Raw genomic sequence first — 20,621 nt, 5'->3', positions numbered from 1 at the left:
CGGCGGCAACCCGACATTGAAGATAATTACATAATACGTATAACGTAAATATATTTACGATATGAAGAATAAAAGCAAGATTACGCGGCTTATCTTGATTTTCTTGCAGGGAAGGCCGGATACTGAAGGTCAAGGAGCAAGGAGCAAGGAGCAAGGAGCAAGGAGCAAGGAGCAAGGAGCGGATATGGACAACAGTACGAGTCAGGCAGCGGCCGGTGAGGCGTTGAGCGAAATATCGAAGGCACTCGAGAGGCCAGTGCAGCCAACTGTCGAGGCGGGCCATCGAACAGGTTTGCACATCACCGCTGGCAGCGATGTCGAGGCGGTGGCGCAGTGGCTGGACGAATACCGGTCAAGCCCCCGGACCCAGCGCGCCTATCGCCGCGAAGCGCAGCGCCTGTTGCTGTGGCTGGCGGAGCAGGGCAGGGGGCTCGATGCGCTGCGCCGGGAAGATCTGGACCTCTTCGAGTCCTTCCTGGCCGATCCGCGCCCCGCCGAGCGCTGGATCGGGCCGGTGCGCTCGCGTCGAGACCCACGATGGCGCCCCTTCCGCGGGCCACTTTCGCCCGCCAGCCGACGGCAGAGCCTGGTCATCCTGCAGGGCATGTTCGCCTGGCTGGTGGAGGCGGGCTGGATCGGCCACAATCCCTTCCGGCTGATGCGCGACAAGCGCCGACGCCTGGACAATCGCCAGGGGAGCATCGAGCGCTACCTTGAACGTCCTCTCTGGGACTGGCTGTGGGGGTGGCTGAATCGACCTGCGAAGCAGGACGACTCGCCCCGACGCCGTTACGAACTGACTCGACGGCGCCTGTTGTTCGGTTTCGCCTACCTGCTGGCCCCACGGATAAGCGAGATGAGCGCGGCGCGCATGAACGACTTCCAGCGTCGTGAAGGGCGCTGGTGGTGGAACGTGGTAGGGAAGGGCGACAAGGTGGCGCGCATCCCGGTGCCGCCGGACATGATGGACCTTGTGGGCGAATGGCGCAGAACACTGGACCTGTCGACGGATCCGCAGCCGGATGATGCCTCACCCTTGCTGCGTGCCCTGGATGGCCGCCGGGGGCTGGGCGACAATCGCCTCTATCGGCTGGTCTGCGATGGCTTCCGTGAAGCAGCTGAGGCGCTCGAGCGAGAGGCAGGCAACGACGCCCAGGGCGAGGTACTGCGCCTGCGTCAGGCGACACCGCACTGGCTGCGTCATACCGCCTTGACCCATCAGGCACAGGCCGGAGTGGAACTGCGCTATCTGGCCGCCACGGCCCGCCATTCGCGTCTCGACACCACGGCGCGCTACCTGCATGCCGAGGACGAGGAGTGGCATCGCCAGCAGGCGCGCCATGGCCTGGGCATCGGTGGGGCGAAGGAGGAGTATGTCGATGATCGAGATGACGAAAGTGAGCCGTTATAATGGCATCAACCACTTCCAGGAGAGACCATGACTGCCGAAACTACCGCCGAACAGGCCCAGCAGGAGCTTCTCGACGAGTTCGAGATGTTCGACAACTGGATGGATCGTTACCAGTACATCATCGACATGGGAAAGCAGCTGCCGGCCTTTCCCGAGGATTGGAAAGTCGATGAGCTGAAGATTCAGGGCTGCCAGTCCAATGTCTGGATGCACCATCGCCGCGAGGGCGAAAACCTGCACTTCGATGCGGTCTCCGATGCCGCCATCGTCTCCGGGCTGATCGCCGTGCTGATGCGCATCTACAACGACCGCCACCCGGCGGACATTCGCGCCACTAGCCCGCACTTCATGAAGGACCTGGGGCTCGACAAGCACCTTTCCCCGACCCGCAGCAACGGCCTCAACGCCATGCTGGAGCGGATCTACCGCGTGGCCGAGGCAGAGGTAGCCGCCTGATCAGCGGTTGCCCGGCTGCTGCTCGTCTGTCCGGCAGCGGAACTGCTCATCCAGTTCCGGATCTTCCCGGCAAAGCCGCTCGCTGGGTCCGTCGGGGACCGGGTCGATGCCCCCTTCGCAGCCTGGGTGGCAACGGGAAATCCGCCGCAATGCCAGAATGCCGCCCTTGAGCGGGCCATGTACTTGCAGCGCCTCCAGGGTATAACTCGAGCAGCTTGGCCAGTAGCGGCAGCGCGGCCCCAGCAGCGGACTCAACGTTATCTGGTACAGCCTCACCAAAGCGATCAACAGCCAGCCGAAGACCACACCTAGCAGGCGCAACAACCTGTAGACCCCCGCGGTCAGGCAGGACACGCTTCAGCCCTTGCCGTAGAGCGTATCGGGGTCGATCAGCGGGTCGCTGACGATGCGTGCCTCGTCGCCCTCCAGGGCCACGTAGAAACAGCTACGCCTGCCGCTGTGGCAGGCGGGCCCTGTCTGGTCCACCTTCAGCAGCAGGGTGTCACCGTCACAATCGAGCGCTGCGCCCTTGAGGTGCTGCTGCTGTCCGGAGCTTTCTCCCTTGCGCCACAGCTTGCCCCGCGAGCGTGACCAGTAGCAGACGCGACCGGTCTTCAGGGTCTCTTCCAGGGCCTCGCGGTTCATCCAGGCCATCATCAGCACCTCGCCGCTGTCATGCTGCTGGGCGATGGCCGGAATCAGGCCGTCGGCGTTGACGCGGATGGCGTCGAGGATCCCTGTCAGGGAGAAGCGGCTGTCGCCGGGGGCTCGTTCTAGGCTCTTGAAGGTGTCGCTCATGGAAACTCCGCGGGAGCGGCAGGGGGCTCGGGATTCTGTCGGCAGGTGTCACACTGGCCCAGCAACTCGATGGTCTGCCGCTGGACCTCGAAGCCCAGCTCCCTGGCGTGTCGTGCCAGGTGGTCATTGATCTCGTCCAGATGCAGCTCCTCGACCCGGCCACAGAGACGACAGATCAGCAGCTGGAAGCCGTGGGCATGCTCGGGACAGGGACAGGCCACATAGGCATTGAGCGACTCGATACGATGCACCAGCCCCTGGTCGATGAGAAAATCCAGTGCGCGATAGACGGTAGGAGGACGTGCCGCGGCGTGCTCCGCCGCTAGGCGGTCCAGCAGGTCGTAGGCCTTCAGACTGCCGGGGGCGTCGGCGATCATCTCCAGCACTCGTCGACGGATCGGCGTGAAGCGCGCACCGCGCTGCTGGCACTGCCGTTCGGCCTGTCGAATCATGTCGCGGGGATCGGTCATGGCACCCGGGGCGATGGCTGGGAAGAAGCATCATTCTACGCGCCGGGCCGGCGAGGGGCCAGCCGTGGCCGCCCTCAGGCCGTTTCGGACAGCTCGCTGGAGCGGGCGAAGTGATGCTGCGAGAAGGCAACCCTGTCCTCGACAGCGACCCCCTCGGGCTGGCGTTCGATCAGATCGAGCCGGGAACGCAATCCCTCACCGTTGGCCATCTGGATGGCCAGCCCCGGACGGGCGTTGAGCTCCAGCAGCATGGGACCATGGTCCCGATCGAGCACCATGTCGGTTCCCAGGTAGCCCAGGCCGGTCATCTCAAAACAGCCGGCGGCCAGCCGCAGCAGCGTGCCCCAATCGCTGATGCGGAGGCTGGCAAGCTCATGTCCGGTATCGGGATGGTCATGGCGCGTGCGATCGAATTGCACCCCGCGGACCGCGGTACCACTGGCAATGTCGATACCCATACCCACGGCCCCCTGGTGCAGGTTGGCCTTGCCGTCCGAGGCGGCAGTGGACAGGCGCATCATGGCCATGACCGGATAGCCTTGGAAGATGATGACCCGGATGTCCGGCACCCCCTCATAGGTGTACTCGGAAAAGGATTCGTCGAAGTTGATCAGCGCCTCGATCAAGGCCACGTCTGGAGAGCCACCCAGAGAGTAGAGCCCGGAGAGGATATTGGAAACATGTCGCTCCACGTCGGCGAGGGTTAGCTGGGTGCCGCTGGGCTTGATGTAAAGACCGCCCTCGATCCGCTCGATAACCAGGATACCCTTGCCGCCACTCCCTTTGGCAGGCTTGATCACGAACCCACTTTGGCCGGTCAGCATGGCACGCAGTTGCTTGATACCGAACTGGGTAGTCACGGTACCGATCAGTGCCGGCGTGGTGATCCCGTGTTCCTGGGCCAGCAGCTTTGTCTTGAGTTTGTCGTCCACCAGCGGATAGAGCCGGCGCTTGTTGTAACGGCCGATATAGCGGATGTTGCGCCGGTTCATGCCGACAATTCCCTTGGCACGCAGGCGGGCAGGGGTCGTCCACATGGGATCAGTCCTCCGTGACCGGCTGGAAGCGGCGCAGCTCGAGCAGGCGATAGCCGGTGTAGTTGCCGAGCAGCAGGATCAACGCCATCAGGATCAGTTGGACGCCAAGGAAGTTGAAGGTGATGTGGCGAATCCAGGGATTGTTCATCGCCAGATAGGCCAGTACCGCGGTGACCAGACTACCGCCTCCCTGGATCAGCACCTGCTTGGGGCCTTCCTCTTCCCACAGGATCGACATTCGCTCGATGGTCCAGGACAGAATGATCATCGGGAAGAACGTGATGGTCAGGCCGGCGTTGAGCCCGAAGCGGTAGGAGAGCACAGAGAATACCGAGATGATGGCGATGACCGTGATGATCACCGCCGTCACTCGCGCCACCAGTAGCAGATTCAGGTAGGAAAGATAGTTGCGTATCACCAGCCCCACGGCCACCACCAGCAGAAAGCCAACCAGCCCGGTGATCAGTGTGGTCTGGATGAAGGCCAGCGCGATCAGGACGGGCATGAAGGTGCCCGAAGTCTTGATACCCACCAGCACCCGAAGGATCACCACCATCAGCGCGCCGATGGGGATCAGCAGGATGGTCTGGAACAGCGCCTGGTCCTCCAGGGGCAGGCTATGGATCGAGAAATTCAACAGGGTGTCATCGGCCAGCTGGCTGCGCACTGCTGCCGCCGCCGGCTGGTTGCGGGAGAGCATCGAGAAGCCGATCCGCGAGTTGCTGCCGCCCTGGACCTCTAGCACCGCCTCTCCGGCGGACTCCCAGAGGAGCAGGTTGTCCGGGCGCCCTCTGGCACCGGTACGGGGGTCGAACAGTGCCCACTCTTTGTCGTCGAAGACCTGGATCCAGGAAGTCAGGCTCTGTCGCCGGCGGCCGTGCTCAAGCAGCAGGCCGTTGACCTCTCGGGCCGGTACGCGGGCCTGGTTGAGCAGGCGCACCAGCAGCGGAGTGCGGTCGAACTGGGTCAGCAGGAGGCGAGCATTCTCCCCCTGTCGGTCTTCTGTCAGGTCAGTGATCAACTCACGGGCGAAGGTGAAGGGGTCGGCGCTGCGCGCCCAAGCCCGTTCGATCACCTGGCTGGCCGCGGTGTTATAAGGCGTTTCCCAGACGATGTCACGGCGCAGGGGAGGGGATTCGATCTGTGGGTTGCGCGATGCCGGAGCCACTAACGCCTGGACGCTGTAATAGAGCTGCTGGTCGCCGGTGGCCTGGCGGGTGGTCCATTCGGCGCGGCGGCCCCCGTCCTCCTCGAGGAAGGCCAGGCCGTAGCCGGGCGAGGCTGTATGCTCCGTGAGAATGCGAAAGCCTTGCTGGCTCGAGGGCAGCGCCATGTTGACCTTTGCCGGTCCACCATCGGCCATGAAGTTGACCTGGGCCTCGATCTCCCAGACCTGGCGTTGTTCACCCGGTGTCCAGGGCACCTCGAACTGCACGTGGCGGTGGATACTCATAACGACACCGGACACCAGCAGGAAGGCGACGATCAGGTAGAAGGGCAGTCGTGACATGGGTCTTCCTTGATGGGGCTTTAGTCAGGCGAAATGACAACGTCACTCTTCGGCTTTTTCAGCGCGATCTGCCGCTTCGTCGGCGCCGGCTTCCTCTGCCGGACGCCCACCGGAAAATTCGGGGCGTTCGTGAAGGTACTGCTCGGCCACGTCGATGACGGCGATATCCATCAGGAAACGGCGACCCAGCAACACCGGATGATCCAGGTGGGTGCGATCATTGAGGGTGAACTGCACCGTCTCGCGCAACGGCCCGAGCGTCATCAAGAGACTGATGACCGGCCGGGAGTCCTCGCCTGAAGCCTGGATGATGCGCACCCGGCGCTCCACCGACGCCTCGATCCACTCATCGCGCACGCTGTCGACCACGCTATCGTTCTCGTTGAGGCCCAGCTTGAAGCGAACCCAGTTCTCGCCGTCACGCTCAAAACGGATGAGCTCGGTAGCCGACAGCGATGAAGTCGTAGCACCGGAGACGATGCGCGCCTTGAGGTAGGTGCCGACACCGGGTAGCCCGATCCATTCGCTGCGCCCGAGGATCTCCTTGTTGTCCAGGCGCGCCTGGCTGTCGCGGCACTGGCGTGTCGCTTCAGGGGTGTCGTCCTCGCTGTCGCGACCTGCCAATTCACCACGCAGTTGTCGCAGCTGGCTGCCGACCTCACGCAGGTCAGCAGTCAGCACCTGCTGCTGATGCAGTTGCTGATCGAGACTGGCCTGATGATCGGTCATGCAGCGGGAGGTGACAGCGCCTTCCAGTCGGTCGATGCGCGCCTGAAACTCTGCGCTGGTAACGACCGGCGGCATTGCCTCACGATCGGGCAGCATAGTGCAGCCGCTCAACAGCAGGGTGGCAACGATCGGAGTGCCGACGGACGGCAGGCAGTGGCGCATAGACATCGCTCAGGCATCGAAACGGTTCGTGATCATAAGGAGTCGCCGCCAACCTTGTCCAACGTCGGTGAATCGCGACGGCATGCGCATGGCCAGTGCTACCCATGAAAATATCATGCGCAATTTAACATAATATACATTATACGAACTTAAGGGGGTAAGCCATTTTGCTGGTGAGCCATTTCAGCTCTTTTGATACCGCTCAAGGCGCCTTGTCATCAAAGCTCGACTCAGGCCGGGATAGCGCCGAGATGGTGAATCGATTAACATTTCCTATACAGACCCTATAAAGGAAATATGAATGTACAGGAAATGGCTCCTCCGCCTGATCGTGCTACTGCTCCCCCTGGGGCTCCTGGCCGGCTGCAGCAGCGTCGATATCGAACGCTATGCGGGCACCACACCGCGCCTCGACATCGGCGACTACTTCGACGGACAAACGCGCGCCTGGGGAATGGTGCAGGACTACAGCGGTGAAGTGCAGCGACGCTTCACCGTGGACATCGAGGGTCGCCTGGACGGCGATACCCTGGTGCTAGACGAGCGCTTCGTCTATGACGACGGCGAGACCGACCGCCGGGTCTGGACCTTCGAGCGTCAAGATGAAGGGCTTTGGATGGCAAGTGCCAACGACGTCGAGGACCCCGTGGAGGCGCGTCAGGCTGGTCATGTCTTCAACATGCGTTACCGGCTGCCTGTTGAGGTCTCGGGCCGCGAGATTACCTTCACCCTGGACGACTGGATGTACCTGCAACCGGACGGGCGGCTGATCAATCGCACGGCCATGAAGAAATTCGGTGTCACCCTGGCCGAGATCACCATCGTTTTCGATAGGCAGATCCAGGAACGGGAAACCCAGGGCTAAAACCCAGGGCTCAACGACGACGCCCCCGGATCGGGGGCGTCGTGCCGGCGGATGAGGCCGATCTTACAGCGGCTTCTTGTCATCGGCTTCGGCGGCGGCATAGGAGCCATCCTCGCGGTGCACTTCCCGGCCGCTCAACCCCGGGGTGAACACGCAGGCCAAGTGCATGGTCTTGTGGGCACGCAGGAGGTGCTCGTCATGCTGGTCGAGGATGTAGATGTCGCCCGGCTTGATCGGCCAGATCTTGCCGTCGGCCAGTGTCTCGACCTCACCTTCCCCCTCCATGCAGAACACGGCCTCGAAATGGTTCTTGTAATGGATATGGGTCTCTGTGCCCTCGTAGATGCGCGTGATATGAAAGGAGCACTTGCCACCATCATCGGCCAGTGACAGGCGGGTGCTGTCCCAGTTGCCGTTCTCGGCCTTGACCAGGCGTTCGGTCTGACGGGCGACTTCGAGGTTGCGAACGATCATGAATCTTCTCCAGTGTTGTCAGTATCGGACCGAGTCGGCCCCTGCCGACCGGTCGGTGACCGGGCCGCCCAAGTGGCGACACCCTTAGACTATCAGCTTAGCGCCTGCTTGGTACTGGTCTCGAGGATATCTAGGCCCTCGTTGAGGTCTTCATCGGTGATGGTGAGCGGGCATAGGCACTTGACCACCTCCCCGTCCTGACCGCTGGTCTCGATGACCAGGCCATTCTCGAAGGCCTTGTGGGTGATCTTGTCGGCGATGTCGCCGCTGCCCACATCGATGCCGCGCATCAAGCCACGGCCCCGCTCCGAGGCCTCGATACCTAACTCGCTGATCATGCCGGCAATCTTGGCGAAGCGCCGGGAAACGATCTCACCCTTGCGCTGGACGTCCTGGGCGAAGCTGTCGTCGTGCCAGTAATTTTCCATAGCAGCGGCAGCAGTAGTGAAGGCCAACGCGAAACCGCGGAAGGTGCCGTTATACTGGCCCGGTTTCCAGATATCGAGCTCGGGGCGCATCAGCACTTGAGAGAACGGCAGCCCCAGGCCGGAAAGCGACTTGGAATTGGTGACGATATCAGGCACCACGTCGGCGTGCTCGAAGCTAAAGAACTTTCCAGTGCGGCCGCAACCGGCCTGGATGTCGTCGACGATCAGCAGGATGTCATGGGCACGACAGATGCCCTCGAGGCGCTTTAGCCATTCGAGACCGGCGACGTTGATGCCGCCCTCGCCCTGCACGGTCTCGACGATGACACCAGCCGGGATGTCCAGGCCGCCGGACTTGTCACCAAGCAGCTTCTCGAAGTAGTCCAGGGTGTCGGTACCGTCGCCGAGGTAGCCGTCAAAGGGCAGGAAGCTGCCGCCGACCGTCGGCACCCCGCCGGTAGCCTCGCGGAACTTGCGGTTACCGGTAGTGGCCAGGGCTCCCATTGTCACGCCGTGGAAACCGTTGGTGAAGGTCACGATATTGTGACGGCCCTTGGCGTTGCGGGCCAGGCGAATGGCTGCCTCGACGGCGTTGGTGCCGGTCGGTCCCGGAAACTGCACCTTGTAGTCCAGGCCACGCGGTTTCAGGATCATCTCATCGAGGGCTTCCAGGTAGCGGCGCTTGGCGGCCGTCCAGAAATCCAGGCCATGAATGATGTTGTCCTCGGCCAGGTAGTCAAGCAGCGCCTGCTTGATCTTCGGATTGTTATGGCCATAGTTCAGGGTGCCGGCACCGGCCAGGAAGTCGATATACTCACGGCCGTCCTCATCGGTCAGACGGGCATTCCGGGCCTTGGTGAAAACCACAGGAAAAGAGCGGGAATAGGTACGGACTTCGGATTCCATGCGTTCGAGAATCTGGGTCTGCATGTGCGACCTCCTGTTTCAGCAATAGAAAGGAATCAAGACGCGGCGAACACGCGACTTAAGGGGTGAAGGGATAGCTGCCACTTGAGTAAGATAGGTGGGTCCAAAAAAAAGAAGCGCAGCGTTCAGATGCGATCGGTCTGGAAGGGGCCGATGCGCACGAGATTTTCCGGATCGTGCTCACCACCGAGCTGGTCGGTGGAAAAATACTCGCGGCTGTTGAGCGGTGCCTGCCAGCGCTCGGCAAGCCGGCGGAACAGACCCCACGACGCCTGGTTGTCAGGAGTAATGGTGGTCTCGAGGTGGTGGACTCCCGCCATTTCCGGACGTGTCATCACGGCTTCCGCCAGGCGACGCGCCAGGCCCGTGCCGCGCGCCTTCTCACCAACCGCCACCTGCCACAGAAAATAGGTATCGGGGGCATTGCTCTTCACATAGCCGGAGACGAAGCCGACGATCTCGCCTTCCTCGTTGGTGGCCACGGCACAGCTGTCGCGGAACTGGGTCGCTAGCAGCAGGTAGGCATAGGCGGAATTGACGTCCAATGGGGGGCAGGACTTGACCAGTTCGTAGATTCCCCAGCCGTCATCGGGATTGGGCTTGCGGATGAACAGCGGATACGTTTCATGACCGACGACGGCATCAGCCACGGTAGGACGGGCAAGATCGGCGGAGGGCGTGAAGGGCTCGGTAGTCGTGTTCATTATCATGGTTCGCTGTTGCGAATTTAGAAAAGATTATACCAGCGGCATACCGGCAATTCAAAAACATGATTATCCTGACGTCGCGGATCCATAATGGAAAATTATGCTGTGCAATCCGCTTCCGCCAGTCGTGCCGCCTCCTTTCAATAATAGCCCACTGGGATGATGTCAGGTTATTAAAGTGCAGCGGACCATCCCGGTGGCTGGCCCGCTCTGGCGTTGCCCCGGCGATAACGTCAGGAACGCGTTGGCGCGCGCATGGTGACGAACTCCTCGGCACCGGTGGGATGGATGCCTACGGTGGCGTCGAAGTCGGCCTTGGTGAGTCCTGCGCGCACTGCCACGGCGATGCCCTGGATCACTTCGCCGGCTTCTTCACCCACCATGTGTGCCCCCACTACCACATCACTCGCATCATCGACGATCAGCTTCATCAAACAACGCTCGCTGCTGCCGGACAGGGTGTGCTTCATGGGTCGGAAGTCGGCGACATAGACGCGGATTTCGCCACACGCTTCGCGGGCCTGTTCCTCGGAAAGCCCCACGGTGCCGATGTTGGGATGACAGAACACCGCCGTGGGGATGTTGCGGTAGTCCAGAGGCGCCGGCTCGGTATCCTCGAAATGGTGCCTGACCATCTGCATGGCTTCGGCGAGTGCCACCGGGGTCAGTTCGGGGCCACCCGTCACGTCGCCCAGGGCGAGAATCGAGGGCATGGAGGTCTCGAAACGCTCGTTGACCTTCAGATGGCCGCTGTCGGTCAACGCGATGTCGAGTCGGTCCAGGCCCAGGGCCTCGAGGTGGGGACGACGACCGGTCGCCGTTAGTACGGCATCCACCTCGAGCTGCTCGCCATTGGTGAGTCTGACCCGCAGGCCCCCTTCGACCTTCTCGATCGAGGTGATGTTGGCGTCGAAGTGCAGCTGGACGCCCTTCTTGGCCATCTCGTCGCGGGTGAACTCGCGCACCTGCTGATCGAAGCCGCGCAGGAACAGCTCGCCCCGGTAGACCAGGTGGGCATCGCTGCCCAGGCCATTGAAGATGCTGGCAAACTCCACGGCGATATAGCCACCGCCAAGCACCAGGAAACGCTCGGGAAAGCGCTCGAGGTCAAAAACGCGATTGGAATCGACCACATGCTGCTTGCCGGGGAAGTCCGGCACCCAGGGCCATCCCCCCACCGCAACCAGGATCTTCTCGGCGCTGATCGTCTCGCCGTTGACCGTGACATGGTGTGCATCCTGCACTCGGGCGCGGCCGTTGATCAGACGCACTCCGGACGTATCGAGCAGGCGCCCGTAGATGTCATTCAGCCGCTTGATCTCGCTTATCTTGTTGTCGCGCAGCGTGGTCCACTCGAACCGCGGGGCTTCGGGCAGATGCCAGCCAAAACCGGCGCTATCCTCGAAGGCCTCATGGAAGTGGGCGGCATAGGAGTAAAGCTTCTTGGGTACGCAGCCCACATTGACGCAGGTGCCACCCAGGTAGCGCTCCTCCGCCACGGCGACCCGCGCGCCGGTGCTGGCCGCGGTGCGGGCGGCGCGTACGCCGCCGGAGCCCGCCCCGATCACGAACAGGTCATAGTCGAAGTCTGACACGCAAGTCTCCTGTCGAAGAATCGAGCCTCGCTCGGCCCGCCTGTGAATCTCGAGATGGATCATACCAGCCGAGGCGACGCCCCGGGAGAGCAGTTGACCGCCCCGGCAGGCGAGGTTAAAAGGGGCCACAGCTACGTTCCCAGTCGAATCGTCCGGAGGATTCCCATGAAGCGCGAAATCGAGACACTGCTGGCCAACAACCGCAGCTGGGCCGAGAAGATGCGCCGCGACGATCCTGACTACTTCGCGCGTCTGGCCCGCCAGCAGAGCCCCGAGTACCTGTGGATCGGCTGCTCCGACTCTCGGGTACCGGCCAACCAGATCATCGACCTGCCACCGGGCGAGGTCTTCGTGCATCGCAACGTCGCCAACCTGCTCCACCACAACGACATGAATGCCCTTTCGGTGGTTCAGTTCGCCGTGGACGTGCTCAAGGTGCGTCACATCATGGTGGTCGGCCACTATGGCTGCGGCGGCGTGCGGGCGGCCGTCGTCGGCGGCGAGTGCGGCATGGTCGACTACTGGCTTCATTCTGTCCGCGAGCTGTACAGTCTTCACCGTGATGTTCTGGAATCGCTTCCGCTCGATGAGCAGGTTGACCGCATGTGCGAGCTCAACGTCGAGGCCCAGGTCAACAATCTCTGCCGGACCAAGATCGTCCAGCGTGCCTGGCAGCGCGGCCAGGCGCTCTCCGTGCACGGCTGGGTCTATGGGCTGAGCGACGGCCGGATTTCCGATCTCGATTGCAGTATCCATGGCCTCGACCAGGTCGCCACCCTGTATCGCATCGATCGTGTCGCGCCCACAGGGAATTGAGTCAGGCCCCTGACCACGGAGCTCATTCACCGTGCGCATGACCGCTGTCACAATTTCGATTGTGCCAGCGTGGCCGGACTCACTATGTTATTGATTGGACCTTCGCGGTCTCACACCAATAACAAGTCAACCGGCATGGAATGACACATGACTCTCAAGAAGACCCTGCTGGCGAGCGTGATCGGCGCCGCCATGACCACCGCCGTAATGCCCACCATAGCCAGCGCCGAGACCACCCTGCGCATGGCCTATGATGCCGACCCGGTATCGCTGGACATTCACGAGCAGCTTTCCGGCGGCATCCTGCAGCTCTCCCACATGACGCATGACCCCTTGGTGCGCTGGACCAGTGAACTCGACTTCGAGCCGCGCCTGGCCACCGCCTGGGAGCAGGTCGACGACACCACCATGCGCATGAGCCTGCGTGACGACGTCGAATTTCACACAGGCAATACCTTCACTGCCGACGACGTCGTGTGGACCGTCGAGCGCCTCAAGCGTAGCCCGGACTTCAAGGCGATCTTCGAGCCCATAGTGAGCATCACGGCGATCGACGATACCACTGTGGAATTCAAGACCGCCGATCCCTACCCGCTGCTGCTCAATCTCGCCACCTACATCTTCCCCATGGATAGCGAGTTCTACAGCGGCACCGCCGAGGATGGCGACCCCAAGGACGAGATCGTCAAGAACGGTAACTCCTTCGCCTCGGCCAACCTCTCCGGTACCGGCCCCTTCACGGTGGTCGAGCACCAGAAGGGTAACCGCATGGAGTTCGAGCGCTTCGATGGCTACTGGGACGAGCAATCGCCCGGCAACGTGGAGCGCATCGTGCACACGCCGATCAGCGAGAACGCCACCCGCGTGGCCGCTCTGCTCTCCGGCGATGTGGACTTCATCGCCCCGGTGCCACCCAACGACCTGGACCGGGTCCGCGAGGACGAGGATGTCCAACTGGTCACCATGTCCGGCACGCGAATCATCTTCTTCCACATGAACCAGGAACGCGTCGACGCCTTCCAGGATCCGCGCGTGCGTAAGGCCTTCGCCTATGCCGTCAATCAGGAGGCCATCGCTGACCGCCTGATGAAGGGCTTTGCCACCCCGGCGTCGCAGTTCTCCCCGCAAGGCTACGCCGGCCATGTAGCAGACCTCGAGCTGCGCTACGACCTCGAAAAGGCCCAGCAGCTGATGGCCGATGCCGGCTATGGAGACGGCTTCGAGATCTCCATGATGGCGCCCAACAACCGCTACGTGAACGATGCCAAGATCGCTCAAGCGGTGGCCGCCATGCTGGCGCGCATCAACGTCACGGTAGACCTCAAGACCCTGCCCAAGGCTCAGTACTGGGGCGAGTACGACGACCGTGCTGCGGACATGATGATGATCGGCTGGCACTCGGACACCGAGGACAGCGCCAACTTCCACGAGTATCTGACGGCCTGCCCGGATGCCGATACCGGCGCCGGCCAGTACAACGCCGGCAACTACTGCAATCCGGAACTCGACAAGCTGGTGGCCGAGGCCAACCTGGAAGTCGACCTCGAGAAGCGAGCCGAGATGCTGCAGCAGGTCGAGCAGACCCTGCATGAAGAGGCGGCCATCGTACCCCTACATTGGCAGGACCTGGCCTGGGCCTCGGCAGACAACGTCAATATCGAGCCAATCCTCAACGTGATGAACTTCCCCTATCTCGGGGACCTGGTCATCGAGGAAGAGTAAGGCTGCCCCGCGCCGGCCCCACGTGGGCCGGCCATCCCAAACCCTGACCCCTGCGACGCGCTCGTCCAACGAGTGCGTCGTCGCGTGTTGCACACCGGACGCAAGCCATGATCGCCTTTCTGATCAAGCGCCTCTTTCATGCCCTGCTGGTGATGTTCGTCATCAGCGTCATTGCCTTCGCTATCCAGGACAACCTGGGTGACCCCATCCAGCAGATGGTCGGCCAGTCGGTGCCGGAGAGCGAACGCGAGGTCCTGCGCGAGCAGCTGGGCCTCAACGACCCCTTCCTGGTCCAATATCTGCGCTTTGCGGGCAATGCCCTGCAGCTGGATTTCGGCTACTCCTATATCTTCAATCAGCCGACCACCGAGGTAATCCTGCGCCACCTGCCGGCGACCCTGGAACTGGTGTTCGCCACGACCCTGCTGATCGTGCTGCTCTCGGTGCCAATCGGCGTCTACAGCGCGATCAGGCCCCGCGCCTGGCTATCGCGCTTCTTCATGGGCGTGTCGATCATCGGCATTTCCATACCGGTCTTCCTCACCGCCATCATGCTGATTCAGCTGTTCGCCATCGGGGTGAGCTGGTCCCCCTTTCCCGCTGATACTGGCTGGGGGGCGTGGCTCAACGACCTGATCAGCACCGATGGCGGCATGCCGGCCTACGGGCGTGGTGATCCAGTACCCGTCTTTGGTACCTGGGCCACCAACTTCGCCTCCCTCGAGGGCCTCACCTATCTGGTGCTGCCGACGGTTTCGTTGGCCTCGATCATGCTGCCGCTGTTCATCCGCCTGATCCGCGCCGAAATGCTCGAAGTCCTGCAGTCGGAGTATGTGAAGTTCGCCCGCGCCAAGGGTATCTCGCTGCGCCGCATCTACTTCCTGCACGCCCTGAAGAACACCATGCTGCCGGTGATCACCATGGGCGGGGTGCAGATCGGCACCCTGGTGGCCTACACCATCCTCACCGAGACGGTCTTCCAGTGGCCGGGCATGGGGCTGATGTTCCTCAACGCCATCCAGCGCTCCGATGTGCCACTGATCATCACCTACCTGATGATCGTGGGGCTGATCTTCGTGATCACCAATACGCTGGTCGACCTCATCTATGGCCTGGTCAATCCCACCGTCAAGCTGACAGGGAAACCCGCATGACAACCACGACACCCCAGGTAGCAAGCCGCTGGTCGCGCTTTCGTGGCTCCTACCTGCTCTACAGTTTCAAGCGTGACCTCGTCGCCCAGCTGAGTCTTCTGGTCTTCATCGCCCTGGTCGCCGTGGCCGTTCTGGCCCCGTGGCTGGCCCCGATGAATCCTTATGACCTGGCGCAAATCGACATCATGTCCTCGGAGCTGCCGCCCTTCTGGATCGAAGGCAGCGATCCGGCCTACCCGGTAGGCACCGACGCCCAAGGCCGAGACATGCTATCCACGATCCTCTATGGCGCCCGGGTGTCGCTGATCATCGGCTTCGGCGCGGTGGCCCTCCAGGCCATGCTGGGCGTCAGTTTCGGGCTGCTCGCCGGCTATCTGGGGGGACGCGTGGATGCCTTCCTGATGCGCCTGGCCGATATCCAGCTGTCATTCTCCACCCTGATGGTGGCCATCGTGGTGGGTGCCCTGGTCAAGGCGATCTTCGGTGGCGCCACCTTCAGCGCCTACGCCGTACCGCTGCTGGTGTTGATCATCGGCCTTGCCGAATGGCCCCAGTATGCGCGCACGGTGCGGGCGTCGGTGCTGGCCGAGCGCCACAAGGAGTACGTCGATGCGGCTCGGGTGATGGGCTTCACCAGCCGGCGGATCATGTTCCGCCACATTCTGCCCAATACCCTCTCGCCGATCTTCGTCATCTCCACGGTCCAGGTGGCCAATGCCATCATTTCCGAAGCCGCCCTCTCCTTCCTGGGCCTGGGCATGCCCGAGACGCAGCCGTCGCTGGGCTCGCTGATCAAGTCCGGCTTCGACTACCTGCAGTCGGGCTCCTGGTGGATCACCTTGATCCCCGGCCTGGTGCTGGTGGTCCTGGTACTGGTGATCAACCTGCTGGGTGACTGGCTACGTGACGTCCTCAATCCGCGACTCTACAAGGGCTGATCCATGGCACTCCTCGACGTTAATCATCTCGATGTGCGCTTCGCCCTTCGCCGCGGCGATGTTCAGGCGCTGCGCGATATCAGCTTCAGCCTGGAGCGCGGCGAGCGCCTGGGGATCGTGGGCGAGTCCGGCGCCGGCAAGTCGGTGGCGGCCTTCAGCCTGCTCAACCTGATCGCCAAACCGGGCTATATCGCCGGTGGCAGCATCCAGTTTGACGGCCGCGAACTGACCGACATGAGTGACCGGGCGCTGCGTCATGTTCGCGGCCACCGCATGTCGATGATCTTCCAGGATCCGATGATGACCCTGAACCCGGTGCTCTCCATCGGCGAGCAGATGGTCGAATGCCTCAAGGCCCACCGTCGCATCTCTACCCGTGAGGCCCGGGCCATCGCCCTGCGCAAGCTCGAGCAGGTGCAGATACCCTCGCCTTCGGCACGCCTCGACCAGTACCCCCATGAGCTCTCCGGCGGGATGCGTCAGCGGGTGATCATCGCTATCGCGCTGCTGCTCGATCCCGACATCATCATCGCCGACGAGCCCACCACCGCGCTGGATGTGACCATCCAGGCCGAGATCATGGCGTTGCTGCTGGAGCTCTGCGAGCAGCACAACGTCGGCCTGATCCTGATCACCCACGACCTGGGCGTGGTCAGCCAGGTCACCCAGCGCATGCTGGTGATGTACGCCGGCCGGGTGATCGAACAGGGGCCGACCCGGGAGATCATCAACGACCCCCAGCATCCCTATACCCAGGGGTTGATCAACGCCCTGCCCCAGATGGCTACGCCGGGCAGTCGACTGAATCAGATCCCCGGCAGCATGCCTTCGCTTGACAACCTGCCGACTGGCTGCGCCTTCCATCCGCGCTGCGGCTTCATCGATCGCGCCGACGGCACCACCCGCCGCGCTTGCATCGACGAGGTTCCCGGCTTCGTTACCTCCGGCAACTGCCGCGTTGCCTGCCACATGGTCGCCGAGATGCTCGAACGTGAACGCATCTCGGCCGAGGAGATTCGCTGATGAATGCGACCGCCCAAGCCAAGGCCCAGACCCCTGATCAGGCGCCCGGTGCGGCCAAGCCTCTGCTGGAGATCCGCGGTGTGGAGAAGCGTTTTTCGCTCTCCGGGGATTTCCTCGAGCAGCTAAAGTTCAAGCGTGGCAGGATCGTTCGCGAACAGCAGTTCGTGCATGCCATCAACGGTGTCGATCTGGATATCCAGCGCGGCGAAGCGCTCTGCGTGGTCGGTGAATCCGGCTGCGGCAAGTCCACGGTGGCGCGTACCGTGATGGGCCTGATCCACCCCAGTGCCGGTGAGGTCCGCTATGACGGCCAGCGCATCGACGACCTTTCCCACAAGGCGCTGATGCCCTACCGCCGTCGCATGCAGATGATCTTCCAGAACCCCTATGCCTCACTCAATCCGCGGATGACCATCCAGCAGACCCTGGAGGAGCCGATCCGCCTGCACCATCCGGACTGGTCACCTAAGCGCATCAAGCAGCAGGTCGCCGAAGTGATGGCCTCGGTGGGCATCGCGGCCGACTGGGGCGGGCGCTATGGTCACGAGTTCTCCGGCGGACAGCGTCAGCGAATCGCCATCGCCCGCGCCCTTGCGGTGGATCCGGAGTTCATCGTCGCCGATGAGCCGATCTCGGCGCTGGATGTGTCGATCCAGGCCCAGGTGCTGAACCTGCTGATGGAGGCCCAGCAGCAGCGCAACCTGACCTACCTGTTCATCACCCACGATCTGGCGGTGGTCGAGCACTTCGGCACCCGGGTAGCAGTGATGTATCTCGGGCGGGTCTGCGAAGTGGCACCAACGGCGACGCTCTTCGCCCGGCCGCGACACCCCTATACTCAGGCCCTGATGTCGGCGATCCCGCGTCTCGAGGATGACCGGCCTCAGCACATTCGTCTGGAAGGCGAGGTGCCCACCCCGGTCAACCTGCCATCAGGGTGTGTCTTCCATGGCCGCTGCCCGCATGCCTTTGATCGCTGCCGTCAGGAGATCCCGCAGCTGATCGTCACCGACGATGGGGGCCAGGTGGCCTGTCACGCAGTGGAAGAGGGGCGCATCGACTGATGCCCATCGCGGTATGGCACAATGCCGGGGCCGAAACACGGCTCCGGTATCCACGAGGAGCGACATGGAACTGCGCTGGCTGGAAGACTTCATTGCCCTGGCTCGGACCCAGCATTTCTCCCGAGCGGCGGATGAGCAGAACGTCACCCAGCCGACCTTCTCGCGGCGCATCAAGCTGCTCGAGGAAGAGATGGGCACTACCCTGATCAACCGCCAGACCCTGCCGTTGTCGCTGACCCTGGCGGGGGAGGAGTTCCTCTGCCTCTGCCAGGAGGTGACACGCCGGGTCGCTGCCACTCGGCAGCGGCTGGCCAACCTGGCCGAGGATCAGGCCGGGCAGTTGCGGCTGGCGGCTCCGCAGAGCCTGCTGGCGCACTTCCTCCCCGAGTGGCTGGCCGACAGGGCCCCACCCCCTCCGTTGACGCCCTGCCTGCGCGCCACCAACTGGCTGGCCAGCGACTTCTTCGAGGCCCTGGCCCGCGATGAATGCGATCTGGTGCTCTGTTACTGGCCGCAGGGAGCCTGTTCCCTCATGCCCGAGACCGAGGGGCTAGAACACCGCTGCCTGGGCACCGAGCGGATGATCCCGATCTCGCTACCAGAGGCAGATGGCCGCCCACGCTTCAGTCTGGAAGCCGGGGTAAGCGACACTTTACCGCTGATTGCCTACCACCCTCGCGGGCTGATCGATCTGGCCCTGCGCAGCCACCTGGAACACCTGCCCGCGGCACCCCACTTCCAGGTGCTCCACGAAAGTATCCAGAGCGGCAACATCCGCGAGCTGGCCAGCCTGGACTACGGCCTGGGCTGGCTACCCGAACGCACCGTGCGCGACGACCTGGCCGTCGGTCGTCTAGTGAGGGCCGGCGATGCGCGCTGGGAAGTCCCGTTGGATATCCGCCTCTACCGCCGTCGCGGTCACGCTCAGCCCGCCCTCGAGGCCCTCTGGGAGGCACTATCCAGCGGCGCGACCCACCGTTACCCCACGTCAATCTCTTCAACGGAGCCCTCATGACCGGAGTTGACACGTCCTCGTCCATCGCCACCCTCCAACGTGATCACCTGGCGGCCCTGCAACAGACCTACAACGAAATTCTGACGCGCCTGGGGCTGGATGGAGTGCTGCTCTACAGCGGCCACCCCCGCCGCCACTTCGCCGACGATCAGGAGGCGAGCTTCGCCGCCTTTGGCCATTTCATGCACTGGATCGGCCAGGCCGATCTGGCACGTAGTTGGCTTCTGATCTGCCCGGGGCAGCGACCGAGGTTAAAGGTCCATGCCCCGGACGACTTCTGGCACCTGCCTGCCCGCCTGCCCGACGAGCCTTGGGTGGCGACCTTCGAGATCGAGATGAGCCGCGACGATGCCCCGCCTGCCCTGCCTACCGGACGTTTCGCGGTGCTCGGTGACGTGTCCGCGGCGCTCGCCGATTCGCTCGGCGCCGCCTGCAATCCGACAGATCTATTGGGCGCACTGGACGAGGGCCGGGTGCGCAAGAGTGACTATGAGATCGCCTGCCTGCGTGACGCCAACCAGCAGGCGATGGCCGGCCACCGTGCTGCTCGACGCGCCTTTCTTGAGGGCGGTGCCGAACTCGATGTTCAGTTCGCCTACCTGAGCGCCTCCCGCCAGCGCGAGACGGCACTGCCCTATGCCAGCATCGTCGGGCTCAATGCCCACGCCGGTGTGCTTCACTACCAGCATTACGACAACGTTGCCCCCGCCAGGCGGCGCAGCCTGCTGCTCGACGCCGGCCACCGCCAGCGAGGCTATTGCGCCGACATCACCCGCACCTGGGCCGGGCCCGATGCCGACCCCGCCTTCGCCCCGTTGATCGAGGGCGTCACGGCGCTGCAGCAACGGCTGATCGACGCCCTGGCACCGGGTGTCGACTATGTCGACCTGCACCAGCGGATGCACCAGGCCCTGGGGGCGCTGCTGGCTGATCAGGGCCTGGTCCACTGTACGCCCGAGGCGGCCGTCGACCAGGGCATTACCCGAGCCTTTTGCCCCCATGGCCTGGGCCACTCGTTGGGCCTGCAGGTTCACGACGTGGCCGGCCGTGTCGACGGCGCGGGTCGGCCGCTGCCACCGCCCGACCGGGATCCTGCCTTGCGCCTGACCCGAAAACTGGAGGCCGGCATGGTGGTCACCATGGAACCCGGGCTCTATGTGATCTTCATGCTGCTGGCACCGCTGAAGGAGGGCGCGGCAGGTGGCGACATCGACTGGCGGCTCGTCGAGGGCCTGGCCGACCACGGTGGCATCCGCATCGAGGACAACCTGGTGATCACGCCCAGCGGCCACGACACCCTCACCCCGCCGGTGTGACAAC

General features: G+C 63.1%; 21 protein-coding genes. 11 read left to right on the top strand and 10 right to left on the bottom strand.

Features of this window, described 5'->3' with window-relative positions; translation table 11 throughout:
- The first annotated feature begins 184 nt into the window (after positions 1-184).
- Positions 185-1,411 carry a site-specific integrase gene (locus tag U5L98_RS09720; protein ID WP_322558117.1) on the top strand — a complete coding sequence of 409 codons (1,227 nt, stop codon included), beginning with the start codon at positions 185-187 and terminating at the stop codon, positions 1,409-1,411.
- Positions 1,412-1,438: 27 nt separating this feature from the next.
- On the top strand, positions 1,439-1,867 hold the full coding sequence (locus U5L98_RS09715; RefSeq protein ID WP_322558116.1) for a SufE family protein: 429 nt from the start codon (positions 1,439-1,441) through the stop codon (positions 1,865-1,867).
- Here the strand turns inward: U5L98_RS09715 and yidD are convergent, their stop codons facing one another.
- From yidD to U5L98_RS09685, 6 genes are all read right to left on the bottom strand, one after another.
- Positions 1,868-2,212, bottom strand: a complete 345-nt coding sequence (gene yidD, locus U5L98_RS09710) for a membrane protein insertion efficiency factor YidD (RefSeq protein WP_322558937.1) — start codon at positions 2,210-2,212, stop codon at positions 1,868-1,870.
- 12 nt (positions 2,213-2,224) lie between these two features.
- The gene (hisI, locus tag U5L98_RS09705; protein ID WP_322558115.1) at positions 2,225-2,665 is read right to left on the bottom strand and encodes a phosphoribosyl-AMP cyclohydrolase; all 441 of its coding nucleotides are present in this window, start codon (positions 2,663-2,665) and stop codon (positions 2,225-2,227) included.
- Positions 2,662-3,135, bottom strand: a complete 474-nt coding sequence (locus tag U5L98_RS09700) for a Fur family transcriptional regulator (RefSeq protein ID WP_322558114.1) — start codon at positions 3,133-3,135, stop codon at positions 2,662-2,664. The genes hisI and U5L98_RS09700 overlap by 4 nt, the downstream gene beginning before the upstream one ends.
- Before the next feature lie 74 nt (positions 3,136-3,209).
- Positions 3,210-4,172 carry an alpha-L-glutamate ligase-like protein gene (locus tag U5L98_RS09695; protein ID WP_322558113.1) on the bottom strand — a complete coding sequence of 321 codons (963 nt, stop codon included), beginning with the start codon at positions 4,170-4,172 and terminating at the stop codon, positions 3,210-3,212.
- A 4-nt stretch (positions 4,173-4,176) separates the two neighbouring features.
- Entirely contained in the window at positions 4,177-5,682 is a 1,506-nt protein-coding gene (locus U5L98_RS09690) for a UUP1 family membrane protein (protein ID WP_322558112.1), read from the bottom strand.
- Between the two features lie 42 nt (positions 5,683-5,724).
- Positions 5,725-6,579, bottom strand: coding sequence for an ATP-dependent zinc protease (locus tag U5L98_RS09685; protein ID WP_322558111.1), 855 nt, complete (start codon positions 6,577-6,579; stop codon positions 5,725-5,727).
- Between the two features lie 295 nt (positions 6,580-6,874).
- Here U5L98_RS09685 and U5L98_RS09680 point away from each other — a divergent pair, with 295 nt between their 5' ends.
- Entirely contained in the window at positions 6,875-7,438 is a 564-nt protein-coding gene (locus U5L98_RS09680; protein ID WP_322558110.1) for a DUF3833 domain-containing protein, read from the top strand.
- Between the two features lie 63 nt (positions 7,439-7,501).
- Here the strand turns inward: U5L98_RS09680 and U5L98_RS09675 are convergent, their stop codons facing one another.
- The 4 genes from U5L98_RS09675 to gorA all read right to left on the bottom strand — a co-directional run bounded on the left by U5L98_RS09675 (position 7,502) and on the right by gorA (position 11,569).
- Entirely contained in the window at positions 7,502-7,912 is a 411-nt protein-coding gene (locus U5L98_RS09675) for an ectoine synthase (RefSeq protein WP_322558109.1), read from the bottom strand.
- Between the two features lie 92 nt (positions 7,913-8,004).
- A complete protein-coding gene (gene ectB, locus U5L98_RS09670; protein WP_322558108.1) occupies positions 8,005-9,270 on the bottom strand; it encodes a diaminobutyrate--2-oxoglutarate transaminase in 1,266 nt (421 codons plus the stop codon).
- A gap of 122 nt (positions 9,271-9,392) precedes the next feature.
- Complete coding sequence (gene ectA / locus U5L98_RS09665; protein ID WP_322558107.1) at positions 9,393-9,971, bottom strand: diaminobutyrate acetyltransferase; 579 nt, start codon at positions 9,969-9,971, stop codon at positions 9,393-9,395.
- 236 nt (positions 9,972-10,207) lie between these two features.
- The gene (gene gorA, locus U5L98_RS09660) at positions 10,208-11,569 is read right to left on the bottom strand and encodes a glutathione-disulfide reductase (RefSeq protein WP_322558106.1); all 1,362 of its coding nucleotides are present in this window, start codon (positions 11,567-11,569) and stop codon (positions 10,208-10,210) included.
- Positions 11,570-11,734: 165 nt separating this feature from the next.
- Between gorA and can the strand changes: the two genes are divergently transcribed.
- From can to pepQ, 8 genes are all read left to right on the top strand, one after another.
- Positions 11,735-12,385: a carbonate dehydratase gene (can, locus tag U5L98_RS09655; protein ID WP_322558105.1), complete on the top strand. Its 651-nt coding sequence runs from the start codon at positions 11,735-11,737 to the stop codon at positions 12,383-12,385.
- A gap of 147 nt (positions 12,386-12,532) precedes the next feature.
- The gene (locus U5L98_RS09650) at positions 12,533-14,107 is read left to right on the top strand and encodes an ABC transporter substrate-binding protein (protein WP_322558104.1); all 1,575 of its coding nucleotides are present in this window, start codon (positions 12,533-12,535) and stop codon (positions 14,105-14,107) included.
- A 107-nt stretch (positions 14,108-14,214) separates the two neighbouring features.
- A complete protein-coding gene (locus tag U5L98_RS09645; protein WP_322558103.1) occupies positions 14,215-15,261 on the top strand; it encodes an ABC transporter permease in 1,047 nt (348 codons plus the stop codon).
- The gene (locus U5L98_RS09640; RefSeq protein ID WP_322558102.1) at positions 15,258-16,199 is read left to right on the top strand and encodes an ABC transporter permease; all 942 of its coding nucleotides are present in this window, start codon (positions 15,258-15,260) and stop codon (positions 16,197-16,199) included. Before U5L98_RS09645 ends, U5L98_RS09640 begins: the two co-directional genes overlap by 4 nt.
- A 3-nt stretch (positions 16,200-16,202) precedes the next feature.
- Positions 16,203-17,222 (top strand): ABC transporter ATP-binding protein, encoded by a 1,020-nt coding sequence (locus U5L98_RS09635; protein ID WP_322558101.1) that lies wholly within the window; start codon positions 16,203-16,205, stop codon positions 17,220-17,222.
- Positions 17,222-18,286 carry an oligopeptide/dipeptide ABC transporter ATP-binding protein gene (locus U5L98_RS09630; protein ID WP_322558100.1) on the top strand — a complete coding sequence of 355 codons (1,065 nt, stop codon included), beginning with the start codon at positions 17,222-17,224 and terminating at the stop codon, positions 18,284-18,286. Before U5L98_RS09635 ends, U5L98_RS09630 begins: the two co-directional genes overlap by 1 nt.
- Positions 18,287-18,350: 64 nt before the next feature.
- Entirely contained in the window at positions 18,351-19,301 is a 951-nt protein-coding gene (locus U5L98_RS09625; protein ID WP_322558099.1) for a LysR family transcriptional regulator, read from the top strand.
- Entirely contained in the window at positions 19,298-20,617 is a 1,320-nt protein-coding gene (gene pepQ, locus U5L98_RS09620; RefSeq protein ID WP_322558098.1) for a Xaa-Pro dipeptidase, read from the top strand. The genes U5L98_RS09625 and pepQ overlap by 4 nt, the downstream gene beginning before the upstream one ends.
- The last annotated feature ends 4 nt before the right edge of the window (positions 20,618-20,621 follow it).

The organism is Halomonas sp., from assembly GCF_034520545.1.
Classification (GTDB): Bacteria; Pseudomonadota; Gammaproteobacteria; order Pseudomonadales; family Halomonadaceae; genus Halomonas.
The sequence above is the reverse complement of the archived record's forward strand: the minus strand, read 5'-3'. Positions and strand labels throughout refer to the sequence as shown.

Bases quoted from the DNA above. Each gene is read 5' to 3' on its own strand.
- U5L98_RS09720 (WP_322558117.1), top strand. From the start codon at position 185: ATGGACAACAGTACGAGTCAGGCAGCGGCCGGTGAGGCGTTGAGCGAA.
- U5L98_RS09715 (WP_322558116.1), top strand. From the start codon at position 1,439: ATGACTGCCGAAACTACCGCCGAACAGGCCCAGCAGGAGCTTCTCGAC.
- hisI (WP_322558115.1), bottom strand. From the start codon at position 2,665: ATGAGCGACACCTTCAAGAGCCTAGAACGAGCCCCCGGCGACAGCCGC.
- U5L98_RS09700 (WP_322558114.1), bottom strand. From the start codon at position 3,135: ATGACCGATCCCCGCGACATGATTCGACAGGCCGAACGGCAGTGCCAG.
- U5L98_RS09695 (WP_322558113.1), bottom strand. From the start codon at position 4,172: ATGTGGACGACCCCTGCCCGCCTGCGTGCCAAGGGAATTGTCGGCATG.
- U5L98_RS09690 (WP_322558112.1), bottom strand. From the start codon at position 5,682: ATGTCACGACTGCCCTTCTACCTGATCGTCGCCTTCCTGCTGGTGTCC.
- U5L98_RS09685 (WP_322558111.1), bottom strand. From the start codon at position 6,579: ATGTCTATGCGCCACTGCCTGCCGTCCGTCGGCACTCCGATCGTTGCC.
- U5L98_RS09680 (WP_322558110.1), top strand. From the start codon at position 6,875: ATGTACAGGAAATGGCTCCTCCGCCTGATCGTGCTACTGCTCCCCCTG.
- U5L98_RS09675 (WP_322558109.1), bottom strand. From the start codon at position 7,912: ATGATCGTTCGCAACCTCGAAGTCGCCCGTCAGACCGAACGCCTGGTC.
- ectB (WP_322558108.1), bottom strand. From the start codon at position 9,270: ATGCAGACCCAGATTCTCGAACGCATGGAATCCGAAGTCCGTACCTAT.
- ectA (WP_322558107.1), bottom strand. From the start codon at position 9,971: ATGAACACGACTACCGAGCCCTTCACGCCCTCCGCCGATCTTGCCCGT.
- can (WP_322558105.1), top strand. From the start codon at position 11,735: ATGAAGCGCGAAATCGAGACACTGCTGGCCAACAACCGCAGCTGGGCC.
- U5L98_RS09650 (WP_322558104.1), top strand. From the start codon at position 12,533: ATGACTCTCAAGAAGACCCTGCTGGCGAGCGTGATCGGCGCCGCCATG.
- U5L98_RS09645 (WP_322558103.1), top strand. From the start codon at position 14,215: ATGATCGCCTTTCTGATCAAGCGCCTCTTTCATGCCCTGCTGGTGATG.
- U5L98_RS09640 (WP_322558102.1), top strand. From the start codon at position 15,258: ATGACAACCACGACACCCCAGGTAGCAAGCCGCTGGTCGCGCTTTCGT.
- U5L98_RS09635 (WP_322558101.1), top strand. From the start codon at position 16,203: ATGGCACTCCTCGACGTTAATCATCTCGATGTGCGCTTCGCCCTTCGC.
- U5L98_RS09630 (WP_322558100.1), top strand. From the start codon at position 17,222: ATGAATGCGACCGCCCAAGCCAAGGCCCAGACCCCTGATCAGGCGCCC.
- U5L98_RS09625 (WP_322558099.1), top strand. From the start codon at position 18,351: ATGGAACTGCGCTGGCTGGAAGACTTCATTGCCCTGGCTCGGACCCAG.
- pepQ (WP_322558098.1), top strand. From the start codon at position 19,298: ATGACCGGAGTTGACACGTCCTCGTCCATCGCCACCCTCCAACGTGAT.